Raw genomic sequence first — 16,651 nt, 5'->3', positions numbered from 1 at the left:
CGTCAGCCCCGCAGGTCAGGGGACGTTGATCACACCGTGCCGCTCCGCGAACGGCGTCATCAACCGCGCCAGGTCGGCCGCCACATCGTGGTCGGCCTCGGGCGGCATGGATACGTAGCTCAACGCCAGCCGCACGATGGCTCGCGCCAGTATGCCGGCGTCGTCATCGCTGGCAGCGACCCAGGTATCGGTGAATGCCGTTGCCAGCCTTCCGGCCGCGCGGTTGATGATGGGCGCACTATCGGTGGTAATGAGCTGCAGTAGGTCGGGTTTGGCGACTCCGGTCAGCAGCGAGATCACCAACGGATCCGCCGCCGACTCCGCGAAGAATCTCCGAAAGCCTTGCAGGAACGATTCGTAGATGTTGCCGACGTTGGCGTCCAGGGCCTCATGGACGGTGTCGACCAGGCGGTCGGCCAGGCGCAACGCGTAGCCCTGCGCCAGGCCCTGCCGCGAGCCGAACTCGTTGTAGATAGTCTGCCGGCTGATGCCCGCGACCCGGGCCACGTCGGACAGGGTGATCGCGGACCAGTCGCGGGTCAGCAACAGATCCCGCATCGCGTCCAACACCGAATCACGCAGCAGGACTCGTGACGCCTCGGCGTAAGGAATCCGCTTCACAGGCGCGACAATAGTATTTGGTGCGGTCACGGGCGAGCCACCTCCACCATCACGAAGTCCGACTTGGCCGCACCGCAGTCCGGGCAGCTCCAGTCATCGGGTATGTCATCCCAACGGGTGCCCGGCGCGATGCCGTCTTCCGGCCAGCCCAGCGCCTCGTCGTACTCGAACCCGCACTGGACGCACTGAAACAATTTGTAGTCACTCATTTGTTGCCCTTTCCCATTTGTCCAGCTCCTCGTCAGCCGCTTGCGCGGCTGCGTCGTCGCCGGACGCTATCTGTTCGAAATCGACCTTCTCGCGGACAGCGCAGTCCGGACAGCACCAGTCATCGGGAATCTGATCCCACGCCGTTCCGGCCGGGAAGCCTTCCCTGGCATCACCTTTGGCCTCGTCGTAGACGTAGTCGCAGACGGGACACTGGTAGGCAGCCATCATTGCCCGACTCCATGGCGGGCCAGCAGCTTCTCCCGCAGCCGGGGCTGCAGGTTAACCCTGGTGATATCGCCGTCGTAATGCTCGAGCACCCGGTGGTCCATCACCTTGCGCCACAGCGGCGGGAAGTAGGTCAGCGAGATCATCGACGCGTATCCGCTGGGCAGGTTGGGCGCGCCGGCCATGCTGCGCAGGGTCTGGTAACGACGGGTGGGGTTGGCGTGGTGATCGCTGTGCCGCTGCAGGTGGTACAGGAAGAGGTTGGTCACGATGTGGTCGGAGTTCCAGCTGTGCACCGGCGCGCAGCGCTCGTAGCGGCCGTTGGCATTCTTCTGCCGCAATAGCCCGTAGTGCTCGAGGTAGTTGACCGCCTCCAGCAGCAGGCAGCAGCCAAAGACCGCCTGGATGATCACGAACGGGATCAGCGCCGGGCCGAAGACCGCGATCAGCACACCCCACAGCACCACCGACATCAACCACGCGTTGAGAACGTCGTTGCGCAGATACGTCTTCGGATTCCACGGGTTGTCACCCGCTCGCCGCAGCCGCTGGGCCTCGAGGCGGACGGCCGAGCGCAGGCTGCCGATGACGCTGCGGGGCAGGAACTCCCAGAAGGTTTCGCCGAACCGCGCCGACGCCGGGTCCTCCGGTGTGGACACCCGCACGTGGTGACCGCGGTTGTGCTCGATGTAGAAGTGTCCGTAGCAGCTCTGGGCCAGCGTGATCTTGGACAGCCAGCGCTCCAGCGCATCCTTCTTGTGGCCCATTTCGTGGGCGGTGTTGATGCCGACGCCGCCGAGCACGCCGACCGACAACGCCACGCCAAGCTTCCCCACCCAGCTCAAGGCGCCGTCGAAGCCGAGCCAACTGAGATCGGCGGCGGTGAACAGATAGGCGCCCAGCACCACGCTGAGGTACTGAAACGGGATGTAGAGGTAGGTGCAGTAGCGGTAGTACTTGTCGTTCTCCAGCCGCTCCATGACCTCGTCGGGCGGGTTCTGCCCGTCGGGCCCGAAGCGCAGGTCGAGCAGCGGCAACAGGATGTAGAGCAGGATCGGCCCGATCCACAAGGGGACCTGCGCGGCGACGTGCCAGCCGAGTTGGTTGAGCCCCCAGACGGCCGGCAGCATCACCAACAACGCCGTCGGGGCGATCAGTCCCATCAGCCACAGGTAGCGCTTCTTGTCCCGCCACTCGGTCGGAGCTTCCCGGGCGAGTTCGCGTCCGAGCTGGGTGGTCATATGCCAAACCTCCTTGTGAGTCACACCACGTTGGGTTTGGACAATACGACACTTTGCGTCTCATGTCTAGACATTTAAGGCTCTTTTGTAAAAGACGTTTGGCGAACTAGGTGGCGATCTCCGCCTCGGCGTCTTCGGCCTCCCGACGACCCTGCACGGAATGGCGGCGGCCATAGAAGACATAGATCGCGACTCCCGCCAGCAGCCAGACGCCGAACCGGACCCAGGTCAAGGCGGTGAGGTTCACCATCAGCCACAGGCACGCGCCCACCGAGGCAATCGGAAGCAACGGCACCCAAGGCGCCCGGAACCCACGTTGCAGGTCCGGCCGGGTCCTACGCAGGACGATCACACCCGCGGAGACCAGAACGAACGCGAACAGCGTGCCGACGTTGACCATCTCTTCGAGCTTGGCGATGGGGAACGCGGACGCCGTCGTGGCCACCAGCAGCGCGACCAGGACGGTGATTCGGACGGGGGTGCCGCGTGAACCGGTCTTGGCCAGCTGCTGCGGCAACAGCCCGTCTCGGGCCATGGCGAACAACACCCGGCACTGCCCGAGGATCAGCACCATCACCACGGTGGTCAGCCCGGCCAGCGCGCCGACGGAGATGACGCCACTGGCCCAGTGCAGCCCGTGCGCCTTGAAAGCGGTGGCCAGGTTCGCGTGCGTATTGCTGCCCGGGACGCTCTTGAGCTGGGTGTAGGACACCATGCCGGACAGCACGACCGAGACCGCGACATAGAGCAAGGTGACGACCCCCAACGACGCCAGGATTCCCCGGGGGACGTCACGCTGCGGGCGCTTGGTCTCCTCGGCCATGGTCGCCACGATGTCGAACCCAATGAACGCAAAGAAGACGATCGATGCCCCCGCTAACACGCCGTAGAAGCCGTAATGACTGCCGGGAGCGCCGGTCAGCAGCGACAACACCGACTGGTCAATCCCGCGTGCGTCGTGTCCGGCTTCGGGCTTGGGAATGAACGGCGAGTAGTTGGCGACATTGATGTAGAAGGCGCCGACGATGACGACCAGGACGACCACCGACACCTTGATGGCGGTGACCACCGCGGAGAATCTCGACGACAGCTTGGTGCCCAGCGCACACAGGGTCGCGACCACGGTGACGATCAGCAGCGCGCCCCAGTCAAGACTGAGCCGGCCGAGATCGACTGTGCCACCTGCGAATCCGAACACCGTGCCCAGATAACTGGACCAGCCCTTGGAAACCACGGCCGCGCCGATCGCCAACTCCAGCAGCAGATTCCAGCCGATCACCCAGGCCATGAATTCGCCGAAGGTGGCATAGGAGAAGGTGTACGCGCTGCCCGCCACCGGCAGGGTCGAGGCGAATTCGGCATAGCACAGCGCCGCCAGCGCGCAGGTGGCCGCCGCGATCAAGAACGATATCCAGATGGCCGGGCCGGTGATGTCGCCGGCGGTCGATGCGGTGACCGTGAAAATTCCGGCGCCGATCACCACCGACACCCCGAACACGACCAGGTCCCACCAGGTGAGGTCCTTGCGCAGCCGGGTGCTCGGCTCGTCGGTGTCGGCGATCGACTGTTCGACCGACTTCGTGCGCCATCGACCAGCCATCCCCCAGGTCCTTTCTCACCGCTTGTGACCGCACAGTACCGAGTACTCTCGCGAAGATGCGCGGGCTAGAGGAAGACACGAGGCGCCACGCCGTAGTCATCGGGGGGAGCATCGCGGGGCTATGCGCCGCGCGGGTCCTCTCGGATTTCTATTCGCGGGTGACGGTATTCGAGCGCGACGACCTGCCGAGCGCACCGGCCAACCGGGCCACCGTCCCACAGGACCGTCATCTGCACATGCTGATGGCCCGCGGGGCAAACGAGTTCGAGAGCCTGTTCCCCGGTCTGCTGAAGGACATGGTGGCGGCCGGCGTGCCCATGCTGGAAAACCGGCCGGACTGCATCTACCTGGGCGCGGCGGGCCATGTCCTCGGGACGGGGCATACTCTGCGCGACGAATTCACCGCCTATGTTCCCAGCCGGCCCCACCTGGAATGGCAGATCCGGCGGCGAGTCCTCGACATCGACAACGTCGACATCGCGCGGCGCGCCGTCGCCGAGCCACGGTTCGAGCCGGCGCGACAGCGGGTGACCGGCGTGCTGCTGGATCCCGCCGACCGGGAAGGCGGACAGCCCGAATTCCCAGAATGCCCAGAATTTGTCGCCGCCGACCTTGTCGTCGACGCGGCCGGCCGCGGCACTCGGCTGCCGGGGTGGTTGGAACAGTGGGGCTACCAGCGCGCGCCGGAGGCGACGGTCGACATCGGCATCCACTACGCCACCCAACAGTTCCGCATCCCGGAAGGCTTGCTTGCGGAGAAGGTGGTGGTCGCCGGCGCGTCCCACGACCAATCGCTGGGTCTGGGCATGCTGGGCTACGAGGACGGCACCTGGGTACTGACCACCTTCGGGGTGGCCAATGCCAAACCGCCGCGGACCTTTCCCGAAATGCTCGCGCTTGCCGGCAAGCTACTGCCGGACCGCTTCAACACGGCGCTGGCGCATGCCGAACCCGTCGGCGAACCGGCATTTCATGCTTTTCCGGTGAGCAAATGGCGCTGTTACCACAAACTGAACCGCTTCCCGGCCGGGATCGTCCCCCTCGGTGACGCGGTGGCCAGTTTCAACCCCACCTTCGGGCAGGGCATGACGATGACGTCGTTGCAAGCCGGTCATCTGCGCCGGGCGTTGGAATCCTCCGGCAGGGACCCCGGTAAAGACGTTGCGGCCCAACTCAATCGGCTCACCGCCAAGACCACCTATCCGGTGTGGATGATGAACGCCATCGGCGACATCACGTTCCACCACGCCGTCGCCACGCCCGTCCCGTGGTGGTGGCGGCCATCCGGTGCGCTGTTTGACCAGTTCCTCGGGGCCGCCGAGACCGAACCCGTTCTCGCCGAATGGTTTTTGCGCCGGTTCTCGTTGCTCGACAGCCTGTACATGGTGCCGCCCCCGCGGATCATCGGCCGTGCGATCGCCCACAACATGCGGCTGTGGCTGGCGGAGCGACGTGAGCAACGCCAACAACGGCGAGCCGTCACAAGCCCACGGTCGCCCTGAACAGCCTGGCGCGCTCGCGAGCGACCAGCCGGATCGGGCCGTCGTCGGCTGCCACCCAGGCGGCCATGCCGCGTTGTAGCGTGAGCGAGTCGGACTTCGCGTGCACGGTCGTCACCCCCTCGGCGCACAACAGGATCTGCGGGCCCTCATGGCGCGACGACGCATCGACCTCGTGGCCCAGGTATTCGCCGTCCAGCACCAGCAGCGCGACCGCGAATTCGTCGGTCGAGGTGTCGTAGATCAGCGCCATGCCGTCGCGGCGGATCGGTGGCCGCAGCCCAGACTCGTCGGTTGGGGCAAAGTCCAGTACCCGCAACAACTCGGGCACGTCGACGTGCTTGGGCGTGAGGCCCCCGCGCAATACGTTGTCCGAGTTGGCCATTACCTCCAGGGCGAACCCACGCAAATAGGTATGCAAGTTGCCGGCGGGTAGGAAGATGGCTTCCCCGGGGGCGAGGCTGACGCGGTTGAGCAACAACGCTGCCAGCACTCCGGCGTCGCCAGGGTAGCGTTCGCCGAGCTCCAGCACGGTCTTGGCCTCGGCTGCAAATTCCGTTGCTCCGGAGCTGACGTAGTGGATGGCTCCCTCCAGCACGGCGGGCACCAGCACGTCGAGGTCCGGCTGTGGTGCGGTGATCCAGGTGGTGAAGAGCGCACGCAGGCCGTCGGCGTCGGACTGGTCGCTCAGCAAATCGATGAAGGGGTCGAGGTCGGAGACGGCCAACGCGGCCAGCAGATCTCTGGTCCGCGACGCCTGCCGAAACCCGCCCAGTGCCTCGAATGGCTGCAGCGCCACCAACAACTCGGGCTTGTGAGAGGTATCGCGGTAGTTGCGGACGGGCGATGACACCGGAATGCCCAGTCTTTCCTCGCGCAGGTAGCCCTCGACCGCCTGCTCGGCGCTCGGATGCGCCTGCAGCGACAGAGGTTCATCGGCGGCCAGGATCTTCACCAAAAACGGCAGCACATCACCGAATCGGGCACGGCATGCGGGGCCGAGCTGTCCCTCGGGATCGGCCGCCAGCGCGTCCAGCAACGACGTTTCGCCGGTGGGCGTTTCCAGCCAGGCCGGGTCACCGGGGTGTGCGCCGAACCAGAGTTCGGCCTCGGGATGAGCGGCCGGCACCGGCCGGCCGGTGAATTCGGCGATGGCAGTGCGCGATCCCCAGGCGTAGGTCCGTAACGCTCCGCGTAGCAGTTCCACCGTCTCACTATCCCCGCACCAGTCGCAGGTAGACCGCGGCCATCTCCAGCCGAACGGCCAACACTGCCAATTGCTGCTCGGCGCGACCGATCGCGGTCTGTGCCGACAACCCAGCCAGGCCGCCGGCCACATCGGGCAACTCCGGTACGTCCTCCGCCGCGACCAGGTGCACGTCGTGGAGGCCGGCGACCCGAGCGGCCACCACCGTCCGTTCGTCGGCCAGCGTCAGCGCCAGCACCCGCAGCCGCTCGGGCCGTGGTCCGTCGAGCTGTTCGTCGTGAAAGAGGGCATCCACGGAATAGCCGGCAACCCCGGATTCTGCGGTCGCGCGCAGTGCCACGACCGCATCCGCGAGACCGGTGGCCGCGACCACCTGGTGCGCGATCCGCAGCAGGACCGAACTCCCGTGGCGGGCCAGCGCCAGCGTCGCGGCGCTGTCGCCGGCCAGCGCCACCCGGCAATCGGCCACCCGCGCCGCGAGCGTCTTGGCCGGATTCGTGAACACCTCGCGGGCGGCGCTGTTACGCAGCGTTTCGGCGTCCAGTTCGTCGGCAACCAACGCCAGATCGACGCGCAGTTTCGGATCCACGGTGTGCAGGACGGCCAGGCCCGCCGCCAGGTACCGGGACAATCCGAACTCGTCGGGCACCCACAGCCGTGGCGCCAGCACCGCGACGCGGCCCGCGGTGGTGTCGCGCAGCGGACCCTCATAGGGTGCCACCACGACGACCCGCGCGCCCCTGCGCACCCCGGTCGCGGCCGCGGAGACCAGCGCGGGATCGCCGGGGTCGTCGCCGGCGACGATCAGCACATCAAGCGGCCCGACCCAGGGCGGCGCCCCGGTGACGACGGCGATCGGCGCGGCGGCCACCGCACCCAGGGTCGCGGCCAACATGGCCCCGGCCGTCTCGGCGGTGCCGCGGCCGGCCACCCAGATCACCGAGCGCGGCGGGGCGTCACCGCGCAGCGACTCCAGTTCGCCTTCCTCGTGCGCCGCGGCGACGGTGCGCACCTGCGCACCCGCGTTCGAGGCGGCCCGCAGCAGGCCGATCCGGTCGGCAGCGATCAGGCCGTCGGTGTCCTCGAGATCGATCGCCCGGGTGGCGTTCATGGCCCCGCCGTTTCGCGTGCCGCTCGGGCGATTTGCGCGCTGATCTCGGAAACCACCGCGTCGACATCCTCGACGCTGCGTCCCTCCACATTGAGCCGCAGCAACGGCTCGGTGTTGGAGCTGCGCAGGTTGAACCAGCTGCCGTCGCCCAAATCCACCGTCACCCCGTCCAGGTGATCGATCGACTGAATCCGGCTGCCGAGCGACTTCAGCACGGCGTCCACACAGGACGGCGCGTCGGCGACGGTGAAGTTGAGCTCGCCGGACGACTCGTAGCGTTGGTAGTCGGCCATCAGCTCCGACAGGGGTCTGGTCTGCTCGCCCAGCGCGCCGAGCACATACAGCGCGGCCAACATCCCCGAATCGGCGCCCCAAAAATCACGGAAGTAGTAGTGCGCCGAATGTTCCCCGCCAAAAATCGCGCCGGTGTCGGCCATCAGCGCCTTGATATAGGAGTGGCCGACGCGCGAGCGCAGCGGGGTGCCGCCGCGCTCGAGGACCAGCTCGGGCACCGCGCGGGAGGTGATCACGTTGTGGATCACGGTGGCGCCGATCTCCCGATTCAGCTCGCGCGCGGCCACCAGGGCGGTCACCGCCGACGGCGACACCGGCTGGCCTCGTTCGTCGACCACGAAGCACCTGTCGGCGTCGCCGTCGAAGGCCAGCCCGATGTCGGCACCGACGGCGCCGACGTACTTCTGCAGGTCCACCAGGTTCGCCGGGTCCAGCGGGTTGGCCTCGTGGTTGGGAAAGGAGCCGTCGAGCTCGAAATACAAGGGCAACAACGTGATCGAGTCGATCGGACCGAACACGGCCGGTGCCGTGTGGCCGGCCATGCCGTTGCCGGCGTCCACGGCCACCCGCAATGGACGCAGCCCGGAGGTGTTGACCAACGAACGCAGGAACGCCCCGTAGTCGCTGAGCACATCCCGATCCGCGATGGTTCCCGGCCGCTCTGCCCCCGTGCCGGGGCCGGGGCCTGGACTGATCAGATCGTCGGTGATGGCCGTCAGCCCGGTATCCGCACCAACCGGTTTAGCGCCTGCCCGGCACATCTTGATGCCGTTGTAGGCCGCCGGGTTGTGGCTCGCGGTGAACATCGCCCCGGGGCAATCCAGCAGGCCCGACGCGAAATAGAGCTGGTCGGTGGACGCCAAACCGATTCGCACCACGTCGATCCCCTGACCGGTCACCCCGGCGGCAAACGCAGCGGAAAGCCCCGGCGAACTGTCCCGCATGTCGTGGCCGATCACCACCTGGCGGGCGCCCTCAGCCCGCATCAGCCTGGCGAACGCGGCGCCAATGTCGGCGCACAGCGATTCGTCGATCTCTTCGCCGACCAGCCCGCGCACGTCGTAAGCCTTGATGACACGGCGGATAGCCGCGGCGGGCCAAGACATGCGGGGCTCCTGACGACGTGGATTGCTAAGCCTCTTCGCCGCCAGCCTAGTGGTCCGCGACGGATGCGGCCCGGCCTAGTCGGTACTAATCGGAGGGGTCGGGCAGCACCCGCAGATGGCCGCGCCGACGCCCGGAGCGGGGCTCGGGTGCAGCGAGCACGCCACCGCTGGGCGCGGTGGCCTGGGCCCCCGCATGGTGCAGGTGGGGATCGGAAAAGCCGTCGTAGCCGTTCAACGGCGCACCGGTTGCGGCCGGACGGGATCGACCCCCACCAGGGCCGCCCTCGCGCACCGCGTCCGCCAGCGCCACCAAGTCGTCCTCATCGGGATGGGTGGGCTCAGAACTAAGGGGCCCGGCATGGCGCACGAGTTCCCACCCGCGCGGTGCGGTGATGCGGCGGGCATGGCCGACGCACAGGTCCCAGGAATGCGGTTCCCGCGCGGTGGCGAGCGGACCTACCACCGCCGTCGAGTCCGAATAGACGAACGTCAACGTCGCCACGGCATAGTGCGGACACCCGGGCCGGCAACAGCGACGGGGTACGTTCACGATCGAAAGGCTATCGTGGACAAACGCCGCCGAAGCGGCGGACACGCGCATCCGTTCGAGCCGCGATGTTCAACCGTTACCATCGGCCCAGTGAGTGATTCCTGCAGCGATTCGCGCGGGTCTGGCCGGCGCGGTCGGTTCGGGCGCCGATCGGCGTCATACCGGGCGGCTCGGCGGGGCCGCGATCTGCGCGGTCCGCTGCTACCGCCGACCGTGCCGGGATGGCGCAGCCGGGCCGAGCGGTTCGATATGGCCGTGCTCGAGGCTTACGAACCCATCGAGCGGCGCTGGCACGAGCGGGTGTCCGAGCTCGATGTCGCGGTCGACGAGATCCCCCGCATCACGGCCAAGGATCCCGAGAGCGTGCAGTGGCCGCCCGAGGTGATCGCCGACGGACCGATCGCGCTCGCCCGCTTGATCCCCGCCGGCGTCGACGTCCGCGGCAATGCGACACGCGCACGAATTGTCTTGTTCCGCAAGCCGATTGAGCGGCGGGTCAAGGACACCGTCGAGCTTGGCGAATTGCTGCACGAAATCTTGGTGGCTCAGGTTGCCATCTACTTGGACGTCGAGCCTTCGGTCATCGACCCGACGATCGACGACGACTGAGCAGGGTTGGCTGGCCCTTCCTCAGATGATGCCGCGCTTGAGGCGGCGGCGTTCGCGCTCGGAGAGGCCGCCCCAGATGCCGAAGCGTTCGTCGTGAGCCAGGGCGTATTCGAGGCACTCGTGACGGACCTCGCAGCCCAGGCAGATCTTCTTGGCCTCACGGGTGGAGCCGCCCTTTTCCGGAAAGAATGCTTCCGGATCGGTTTGCGCGCACAGCGCGCGGTCTTGCCATTGGTCACTGCTGACCGGCAGGGGTTCGGCTTCGAATGCGGCCGGCGCATCGGGCACCACACTCAAACGCGGTCGGCCAGCTGCCCCCTGGGTCGCGCCGGCCCTGATGTGCGGCGTGATTCCCATTACGCCCCGAAGATGCTCGTAGGACATGCGTCGTCCGCCTCCTCACCCTGATTGGGAGTGAATGCTTCCACTGTTGTGATGTACAGACAATTCGAACAAGTGATCGAATCTCGGTCTGCGACACCGGAACCGGCCGGCCAACCGGGAAATGACACTGATGTGATTAGACACGGGTTGACCTGTCCGGTCAAGCATTACGCGGCATTTCCATACCATCTCGTGATCAAATTTCCGCGCTTCTGTCACGATTGGGCCCCGGCGTGTCGGGTGCAACTCCTCACATTGGTCACTTGAGATCACTCGAATCCCTTCTGACTCTTCCGTTTCGCTTACCTTCCTTCCGTTTCGACCCGTCGGCCCGTTGGCGCATGGCCGCCGGAAGGTACTGTCGTGCGCTGTGAAGGTCACCGTTCTGGTCGGTGGGGTCGGCGGTGCCCGCTTCCTGCTCGGGGTTCAGCAGCTGCTCGGCCTGGGCCAGTTTGCCGCGGGCGACGTCTATCCTGGGGAGGCGAGCCACGAGCTAACTGCCGTCGTCAACATCGGCGACGACGCCTGGATCCACGGACTGCGCGTCTGCCCGGACCTGGACACCTGCATGTACACGCTGGGCGGCGGTGTCGACCCGCAACGCGGCTGGGGCCACCGCAACGAAACCTGGCACGCCATGCAGGAACTGGCACGCTACGGCGTGCAGCCCGACTGGTTCGAACTCGGCGACCGCGACATCGCCACGCACCTGGTGCGCACCCAGATGCTGCGGGCCGGCTACCCGCTGTCACAGGTCACCGCGGCGTTGTGCGACCGCTGGCAACCGGGCGCGCGGTTGCTGCCCACCACCGACGACCGTTGCGAGACCCACGTGGTGATCACCGATCCGGCCGACGACAGCCGGCGCGCGATCCACTTCCAGGAGTGGTGGGTGCGCTACCGCGCCCAGGTGCCGACGCACAGCTTCGCCTTCGTCGGGGCCGAAAAGGCCAGCGCCGCAACCGAAGCGGTGGCGGCCATCGCTGATGCCGACGTCGTCTTGCTGGCGCCGTCCAACCCGGTGGTCAGCATCGGTGCGATCCTGGCCGTCCCGGGTATTCGCGGTGCGCTGCGCACGGCCACCGCCCCGATCGTCGGCTACTCCCCGATCATTGGCGGAAAGCCGTTGCGCGGCATGGCCGACGCGTGCCTGAGGGTGATCGGGGTGGAGTCCTCGGCGGAGGCGGTGGGCCGGCACTACGGCGCGCGGCGCGCAACCGGGATACTGGACTGCTGGCTGGTGCACGAAGGCGACCGCGCCGAAGTCGATGGGGTCGCGGTGCGGTCGATACCGCTGCTGATGAGCGACCCGAAGGCAACTGCGGAGATGGTGAGCGCCGGTCTACAGCTCGCGGGCGTGGCGGCGTGACCGGCCCAGGTTCAATGACCGAGCATGGCACCGGCTCGACGATCGAGATCCTGCCTGTCGCAGGGCTTCCCGAGTTTCGCCCCGGCGACGACCTGAGCGCGGCGATCTCCGCGGCCGCGCCGTGGTTGCGCGACGGCGACGTCCTGGTGGTCACCAGCAAGGTGGTCTCCAAGTGCGAGGGCCGGCTGGTGCCGGCACCCGAAAATGCCGAGGAGCGAGATCGGCTGCGCCGCAAGCTGGTCGAGGATGAGGCGGTGCGAGTGCTGGCCCGTAAGGGCCGAACGTTGATCACCGAGAACGGGCTCGGGGTCATTCAGGCCGCCGCCGGCGTGGACGGCTCCAACGTCGGCCGCGGCGAGCTCGCGTTGTTGCCCGTCGATCCCGACGCCAGTGCGGCGGCCCTGCGCGCCGGGCTGCGCGCGCGGCTCGGCGTGAGCGTCGCCGTGGTCATCACCGACACGATGGGCCGCGCCTGGCGCACCGGCCAGATCGACGCCGCCGTCGGCGCGGCCGGTCTTGCCGTGCTGCACAACTATTCGGGTGCCGTCGACCGATACGGCAACGAATTGGTGGTCACCGAGATCGCGGTTGCCGACGAGGTCGCCGCGGCCGGTGACCTGGTCAAGGGCAAGCTGACCGCGACGCCGGTCGCCGTCGTGCGCGGTCTCGGCAGGAATGTCGTGACGGACGACGGCTCGACTGCCCGGCGACTGCTGCGCCCCGGCGCCGAGGACCTGTTCTGGCTCGGTACCGCCGAGGCGATCGACCTCGGTCGCCGGCAGGCCCAGCTGTTGCGCAGGTCGGTGCGCCGGTTCAGCAGCGAGCCGGTGCCGCCCGAGCTCATCGAAGCCGCCGTCGCCGAGGCCCTCACCGCGCCGGCCCCGCACCACACCCGGCCCGCGCGCTTCGTCTGGCTGCGGACCCGCGCCACCCGCATTCGGCTGCTGGACGCGATGAAAGACAGGTGGCGTGCCGACCTTGCCGGTGACGGCAAGCCCGCCGGCGCGATAGAGCGGCGGGTGGCGCGTGGCCAGATCCTCTACGACGCACCGGAAGTCATCGTCCCGATGCTGGTGCCCGACGGCGCCCACACCTACACCGATCGCGCCCGCACCGACGCCGAGCACACCATGTTCACGGTTGCGGTGGGCGCGGCCGTGCAGGCCCTGCTGGTCGCGCTGGCGGTGCGAGGGCTGGGCAGCTGCTGGGTCGGCTCAACGATCTTTGCCGCCGACCTGGTCCGTGCCGAGCTGGACCTGCCCGCCGACTGGCAGCCGTTGGGTGCCATCGCGATCGGCTACGCCCAAGAGCCGGCCGCGCCGCGCGACCCGGCCGCTGTCGCGGACCTGCTGATCCGCAAGTGAGCGCCGATCCCAAGCTGCCGCGGAGATACTTGTCCCATGACGACCTTCGCCGGCAAGACGGCCGCGTCCGCTGACAAGGTTCGCGGGGGCTACTACACGCCGGCGCCGGTGGCCCGATTTCTGGCGCGCTGGGTTCGCAGGGCAGGGCCGCGGATCCTTGAGCCATCGTGCGGCGACGGCCAAATTCTCCGCGAGCTTGCCGCGATCACCAACCAGGCGCACGGCGTCGAACTCGTCGCGCGCGAGGCGAGAAAGTCGCGACAATTCGCTTCCGTCGACACCGCGAACCTCTTCAGCTGGATGCGCAGGAGCCGCACCGGCAGCTGGGATGGCGTGGCCGGCAACCCGCCGTACATCCGCTTCGGAAACTGGGCATCGAAACAACGGGCTCCGGCACTCGAACTGATGAGGCATGTGGGCTTGCGCCCGACCAAACTGACCAACGCTTGGGTCCCGTTTGTGGTGGCCAGCACGCTGCTCGCGCGTGACGGCGGACGAGTCGGCTTAGTAGTCCCGGCGGAATTGCTTCAAGTCACCTACGCGGCACAGCTGCGCGAATTCCTGCTGGGCCGCTATCGCGACATCACCCTGGTCACCTTCGAGCGGCTGGTGTTCGACGGAATCTTGCAAGAAGTCGTGCTGTTCTGCGGCGTTGTCGGTGCCGGTCCGGCACGAATACGCACCGTCAATCTCAGCGATGCCAGCGACCTGAGCGCGCTTGGGGACAAGGACCTCAACCACAAGTCGGCACCGGCCCTTCTCCACGAAAACGAGAAGTGGACCAAGTACTTCCTCGACCCAGCTCAAATCCGGCTACTGCGAAGACTCAAGCAGTGCGATTCCCTGACCCGGCTTGGCCGCATGGCTGACGTGGATGTGGGCATCGTTACCGGCCGGAACAGCTTCTTCACCTTCACCGATGCTGAGGCACAATCACTGGGACTGAGGAATCACTGCGTCCCCCTCGTCTCGCGCAGCGCTCAACTGAACGGCCTGGTGTACGACGACGATTGTCGGGCAAGCGATGTCGCGGCCAAACACCGGACGTGGCTACTCGACGCGGCCGACAATCCGACCGATCCCGCTCTGGTTGCCCACATCAACGCGGGTGAAACCGCCGGCGTCCACCTCGGCTACAAGTGCTCGATCCGCAAGCCATGGTGGACCACACCGTCGTTGTGGACCCCCGACCTCTTTATGCTGCGCCAGATCCACTTCGCGCCGCGCCTAACTGTCAACGCGGCCGCGGCCACCAGCACCGATACCGTGCATCGGGTCCGGCTTGACTCGAACCTCGACCCCGCAATATTTGCCGCGGTCTTCCACAACAGCGCAACATTCGCCTTCGCCGAAATCATGGGCCGCAGCTACGGTGGCGGCATATTGGAGTTGGAGCCCAGGGAAGCCGAGCAGCTACCCGTTCCATCGCCGGCGCACGGAAGCGCAGAACTTGCCCAGGATGTCGATCTACTCCTCAAGGCAAACGAGACCGAGAAGGCGCTCGACGTGGTGGATCGCCGTGTGCTGATCGACGGGCTGGGCTTGTCGCCCGGTCTCGTCGCGCAGTGCCGGGCCGCGTGGATCACGCTTCGCGATCGGCGGACGAAGCGAGGTTCCCGGCGAGCGTCCCGCCAATGAGCCTTCGACAATCGGCGATCGCCATCCTCACCGACTGGCAGGCGCCCGACCCGGCCCAGGAGTCGTTGCGGCACGCGGTGCTGGCCTTCGTGCACGGCCGTGCCGACGCCTGCCGTCGCGACTGCGAAGCGGGCCATATCACCGCCTCCACGCTGGTGCTCGACGACAGCGGCAACCAGGTGCTGCTCACTCTGCACCCCCGCCTCGGCCGCTGGGTGCAGCTGGGTGGGCACTGCGAGGACGACGACGTGGATGTCGTCGCCGCCGCGCTGCGCGAGGCCACCGAGGAATCGGGCGTCGCCGGTCTGCGCATCGACCCCCACCTGGCCGCTGTCCATGTTCATCCAGTCACGTGCTCGTTAGGGATTCCCACGCGCCACCTCGACCTGCAATTCGTGGCGCGCGCGCCGGCTGGAGCGCAGATCGCGGTCAGCGACGAATCCGAGGACTTGCGCTGGTGGCCGGCCGACGCGCTGCCGCACGGGTCCGACCACGCGCTGGCGTACCTGGTCGCTCGGGCCACGCGCCGAGCGTGAACCGGGCTCACACGTCGGACGAGTAGCGGATCCCGCCGTCGGGAATGGTGATGCCGGGCCACACCCGCGCGCCGCGCAGCAGCTCGCAGCGCGCGCCGATGTCGGCGCCGTCGCCGATCACGCCGTCGCGGATCAGCGCCCGCGGGCCGATGCGGACCCCGAAGCCGATGATCGAGCGTTCGATCACGCTGCCGGCCTCGATCTTGACGCCGTCGAAAATGACGGCGCCGTCCAGCCGGACACCGGCGCCGATCTCGGCGCCCCGCCCGACGACCGTGCCGCCAATCAATACCGCCCCGGGCGCCACCGCCGCGCCGTCGTGCACCAGTTGCTCTCCGCGATGGCCGTGCAGGGCCGGCGACGGGGCGATCCCGCGCACCAGATCCGAGGATCCGCGCACGAAGTCCTCCGGGGTGCCCATGTCGCGCCAGTAGGTGGCATCGACGTAGCCGAACACCTTGACTCCCCCGTCGGCCAGCAGGGCCGGGAACACCTCGCGTTCGACAGAGACTTCGCGGCCACGGGGAATCCGGTCGATGATCGCGCGCTCGAAGACATAGCAGCCGGCGTTGATCTGATCGGTCGGCGGATCCTCCGTCTTCTCGAGAAAGGCGACGACGCGGTGTTCCTCGTCCGTGGTCACGCAGCCGAACGCCCGCGGGTCCCCCACCCGCACCAGGTGCAGCGTGACGTCGGCCTGGTTGGTGCGGTGGAACCCAAGCAGCTGACCCAGGTCGGCACCGGAGAGCACATCGCCGTTGAACACCATCACGGTGTCGTGGCGCAGGCGGTCCGCGACGTTGGCGATCGCGCCACCGGTTCCCAGCGGTCGCTCCTCGGTCACGTAGTCGATCTGCAAGCCCAGCTTGGATCCGTCGCCGAACTCGGCCTCGAACACCGCGGCCTGGTACGACGTGCCCAGTATCACGTGCTCGATTCCGGCCGCCGCGATCCGCGACAGCAGGTGGGTGAGAAACGGCAGCCCGGCCGTCGGCAGCATGGGCTTGGGAGCCGACAATGTCAGCGGCCGCAGCCGGGTGCCCTTGCCGCCGACCAGGACCACCGCATCGACTTGGCTGGTCGCCAC

The 16,651-nt window shown here is 67.5% G+C and carries 16 protein-coding genes and 1 pseudogene; 6 read left to right on the top strand and 11 right to left on the bottom strand.

Going from position 1 to position 16,651, the window contains the following annotated elements; all coding sequences use genetic code 11:
* Window positions 1–15 precede the first annotated feature (15 nt).
* From alkX to G6N24_RS02235, 5 genes and pseudogenes are all read right to left on the bottom strand, one after another.
* On the bottom strand, window positions 16–621 hold the full coding sequence (alkX, locus tag G6N24_RS02255; RefSeq protein WP_085161189.1) for a TetR family transcriptional regulator AlkX: 606 nt from the start codon (window positions 619–621) through the stop codon (window positions 16–18).
* A gap of 26 nt (window positions 622–647) precedes the next feature.
* Window positions 648–830: a rubredoxin gene (locus G6N24_RS02250; RefSeq protein ID WP_085161191.1), complete on the bottom strand. Its 183-nt coding sequence runs from the start codon at window positions 828–830 to the stop codon at window positions 648–650.
* 67 nt (window positions 831–897) lie between these two features.
* Window positions 898–1,056 (bottom strand): annotated as a pseudogene (locus G6N24_RS02245) (rubredoxin); the annotation flags it as partial.
* Complete coding sequence (locus G6N24_RS02240; protein WP_085161193.1) at window positions 1,056–2,297, bottom strand: alkane 1-monooxygenase; 1,242 nt, start codon at window positions 2,295–2,297, stop codon at window positions 1,056–1,058. The pseudogene G6N24_RS02245 and the gene G6N24_RS02240, both read right to left, overlap by 1 nt.
* A gap of 106 nt (window positions 2,298–2,403) precedes the next feature.
* Complete coding sequence (locus G6N24_RS02235; RefSeq protein ID WP_085161195.1) at window positions 2,404–3,897, bottom strand: amino acid permease; 1,494 nt, start codon at window positions 3,895–3,897, stop codon at window positions 2,404–2,406.
* A 56-nt stretch (window positions 3,898–3,953) separates the two neighbouring features.
* Here G6N24_RS02235 and G6N24_RS02230 point away from each other — a divergent pair, with 56 nt between their 5' ends.
* The gene (locus tag G6N24_RS02230; RefSeq protein WP_085161197.1) at window positions 3,954–5,399 is read left to right on the top strand and encodes an FAD-dependent oxidoreductase; all 1,446 of its coding nucleotides are present in this window, start codon (window positions 3,954–3,956) and stop codon (window positions 5,397–5,399) included.
* On the opposite strand, the gene manA is transcribed toward G6N24_RS02230, so the two are convergent.
* From manA to G6N24_RS02210, 4 genes are all read right to left on the bottom strand, one after another.
* Window positions 5,377–6,603, bottom strand: coding sequence for a mannose-6-phosphate isomerase, class I (gene manA, locus G6N24_RS02225; RefSeq protein ID WP_085161199.1), 1,227 nt, complete (start codon window positions 6,601–6,603; stop codon window positions 5,377–5,379). The two genes, G6N24_RS02230 and manA, sit on opposite strands and share 23 nt — an antisense overlap.
* A 7-nt stretch (window positions 6,604–6,610) precedes the next feature.
* Window positions 6,611–7,714, bottom strand: coding sequence for a TobH protein (locus G6N24_RS02220; RefSeq protein ID WP_085161201.1), 1,104 nt, complete (start codon window positions 7,712–7,714; stop codon window positions 6,611–6,613).
* Window positions 7,711–9,114: a phosphomannomutase/phosphoglucomutase gene (locus G6N24_RS02215; protein WP_085161203.1), complete on the bottom strand. Its 1,404-nt coding sequence runs from the start codon at window positions 9,112–9,114 to the stop codon at window positions 7,711–7,713. Before G6N24_RS02215 ends, G6N24_RS02220 begins: the two co-directional genes overlap by 4 nt.
* Window positions 9,115–9,199: 85 nt before the next feature.
* Window positions 9,200–9,664, bottom strand: coding sequence for a DUF3499 domain-containing protein (locus G6N24_RS02210; RefSeq protein ID WP_197743106.1), 465 nt, complete (start codon window positions 9,662–9,664; stop codon window positions 9,200–9,202).
* A 186-nt stretch (window positions 9,665–9,850) separates the two neighbouring features.
* On the opposite strand from G6N24_RS02210, the gene G6N24_RS02205 reads away from it, so the two are divergent.
* Window positions 9,851–10,273 carry a metallopeptidase family protein gene (locus tag G6N24_RS02205; RefSeq protein WP_085161255.1) on the top strand — a complete coding sequence of 141 codons (423 nt, stop codon included), beginning with the start codon at window positions 9,851–9,853 and terminating at the stop codon, window positions 10,271–10,273.
* A gap of 21 nt (window positions 10,274–10,294) precedes the next feature.
* On the opposite strand, the gene G6N24_RS02200 is transcribed toward G6N24_RS02205, so the two are convergent.
* On the bottom strand, window positions 10,295–10,630 hold the full coding sequence (locus G6N24_RS02200; RefSeq protein WP_085161207.1) for a WhiB family transcriptional regulator: 336 nt from the start codon (window positions 10,628–10,630) through the stop codon (window positions 10,295–10,297).
* 397 nt (window positions 10,631–11,027) lie between these two features.
* Between G6N24_RS02200 and cofD the strand changes: the two genes are divergently transcribed.
* From cofD to G6N24_RS02180, 4 genes are read left to right on the top strand one after another with little or no spacing between them, the layout of a single operon-like run.
* Window positions 11,028–12,026: a 2-phospho-L-lactate transferase gene (gene cofD, locus G6N24_RS02195; RefSeq protein ID WP_085161211.1), complete on the top strand. Its 999-nt coding sequence runs from the start codon at window positions 11,028–11,030 to the stop codon at window positions 12,024–12,026.
* Window positions 12,023–13,390, top strand: a complete 1,368-nt coding sequence (locus tag G6N24_RS02190; RefSeq protein ID WP_139822446.1) for a coenzyme F420-0:L-glutamate ligase — start codon at window positions 12,023–12,025, stop codon at window positions 13,388–13,390. Before cofD ends, G6N24_RS02190 begins: the two co-directional genes overlap by 4 nt.
* Before the next feature lie 36 nt (window positions 13,391–13,426).
* Entirely contained in the window at window positions 13,427–15,028 is a 1,602-nt protein-coding gene (locus G6N24_RS02185) for an Eco57I restriction-modification methylase domain-containing protein (RefSeq protein ID WP_085161215.1), read from the top strand.
* Window positions 15,025–15,564 carry an NUDIX hydrolase gene (locus G6N24_RS02180; RefSeq protein ID WP_085161217.1) on the top strand — a complete coding sequence of 180 codons (540 nt, stop codon included), beginning with the start codon at window positions 15,025–15,027 and terminating at the stop codon, window positions 15,562–15,564. The genes G6N24_RS02185 and G6N24_RS02180 overlap by 4 nt, the downstream gene beginning before the upstream one ends.
* Before the next feature lie 7 nt (window positions 15,565–15,571).
* On the opposite strand, the gene manB is transcribed toward G6N24_RS02180, so the two are convergent.
* A complete protein-coding gene (manB, locus tag G6N24_RS02175) occupies window positions 15,572–16,651 on the bottom strand; it encodes a mannose-1-phosphate guanylyltransferase (protein WP_085161219.1) in 1,080 nt (359 codons plus the stop codon).

Source organism: Mycobacterium lacus (assembly GCF_010731535.1).
Lineage (GTDB): Bacteria > Actinomycetota > Actinomycetes > Mycobacteriales > Mycobacteriaceae > Mycobacterium > Mycobacterium lacus.
The sequence above is the reverse complement of the archived record's forward strand: the minus strand, read 5'-3'. Positions and strand labels throughout refer to the sequence as shown.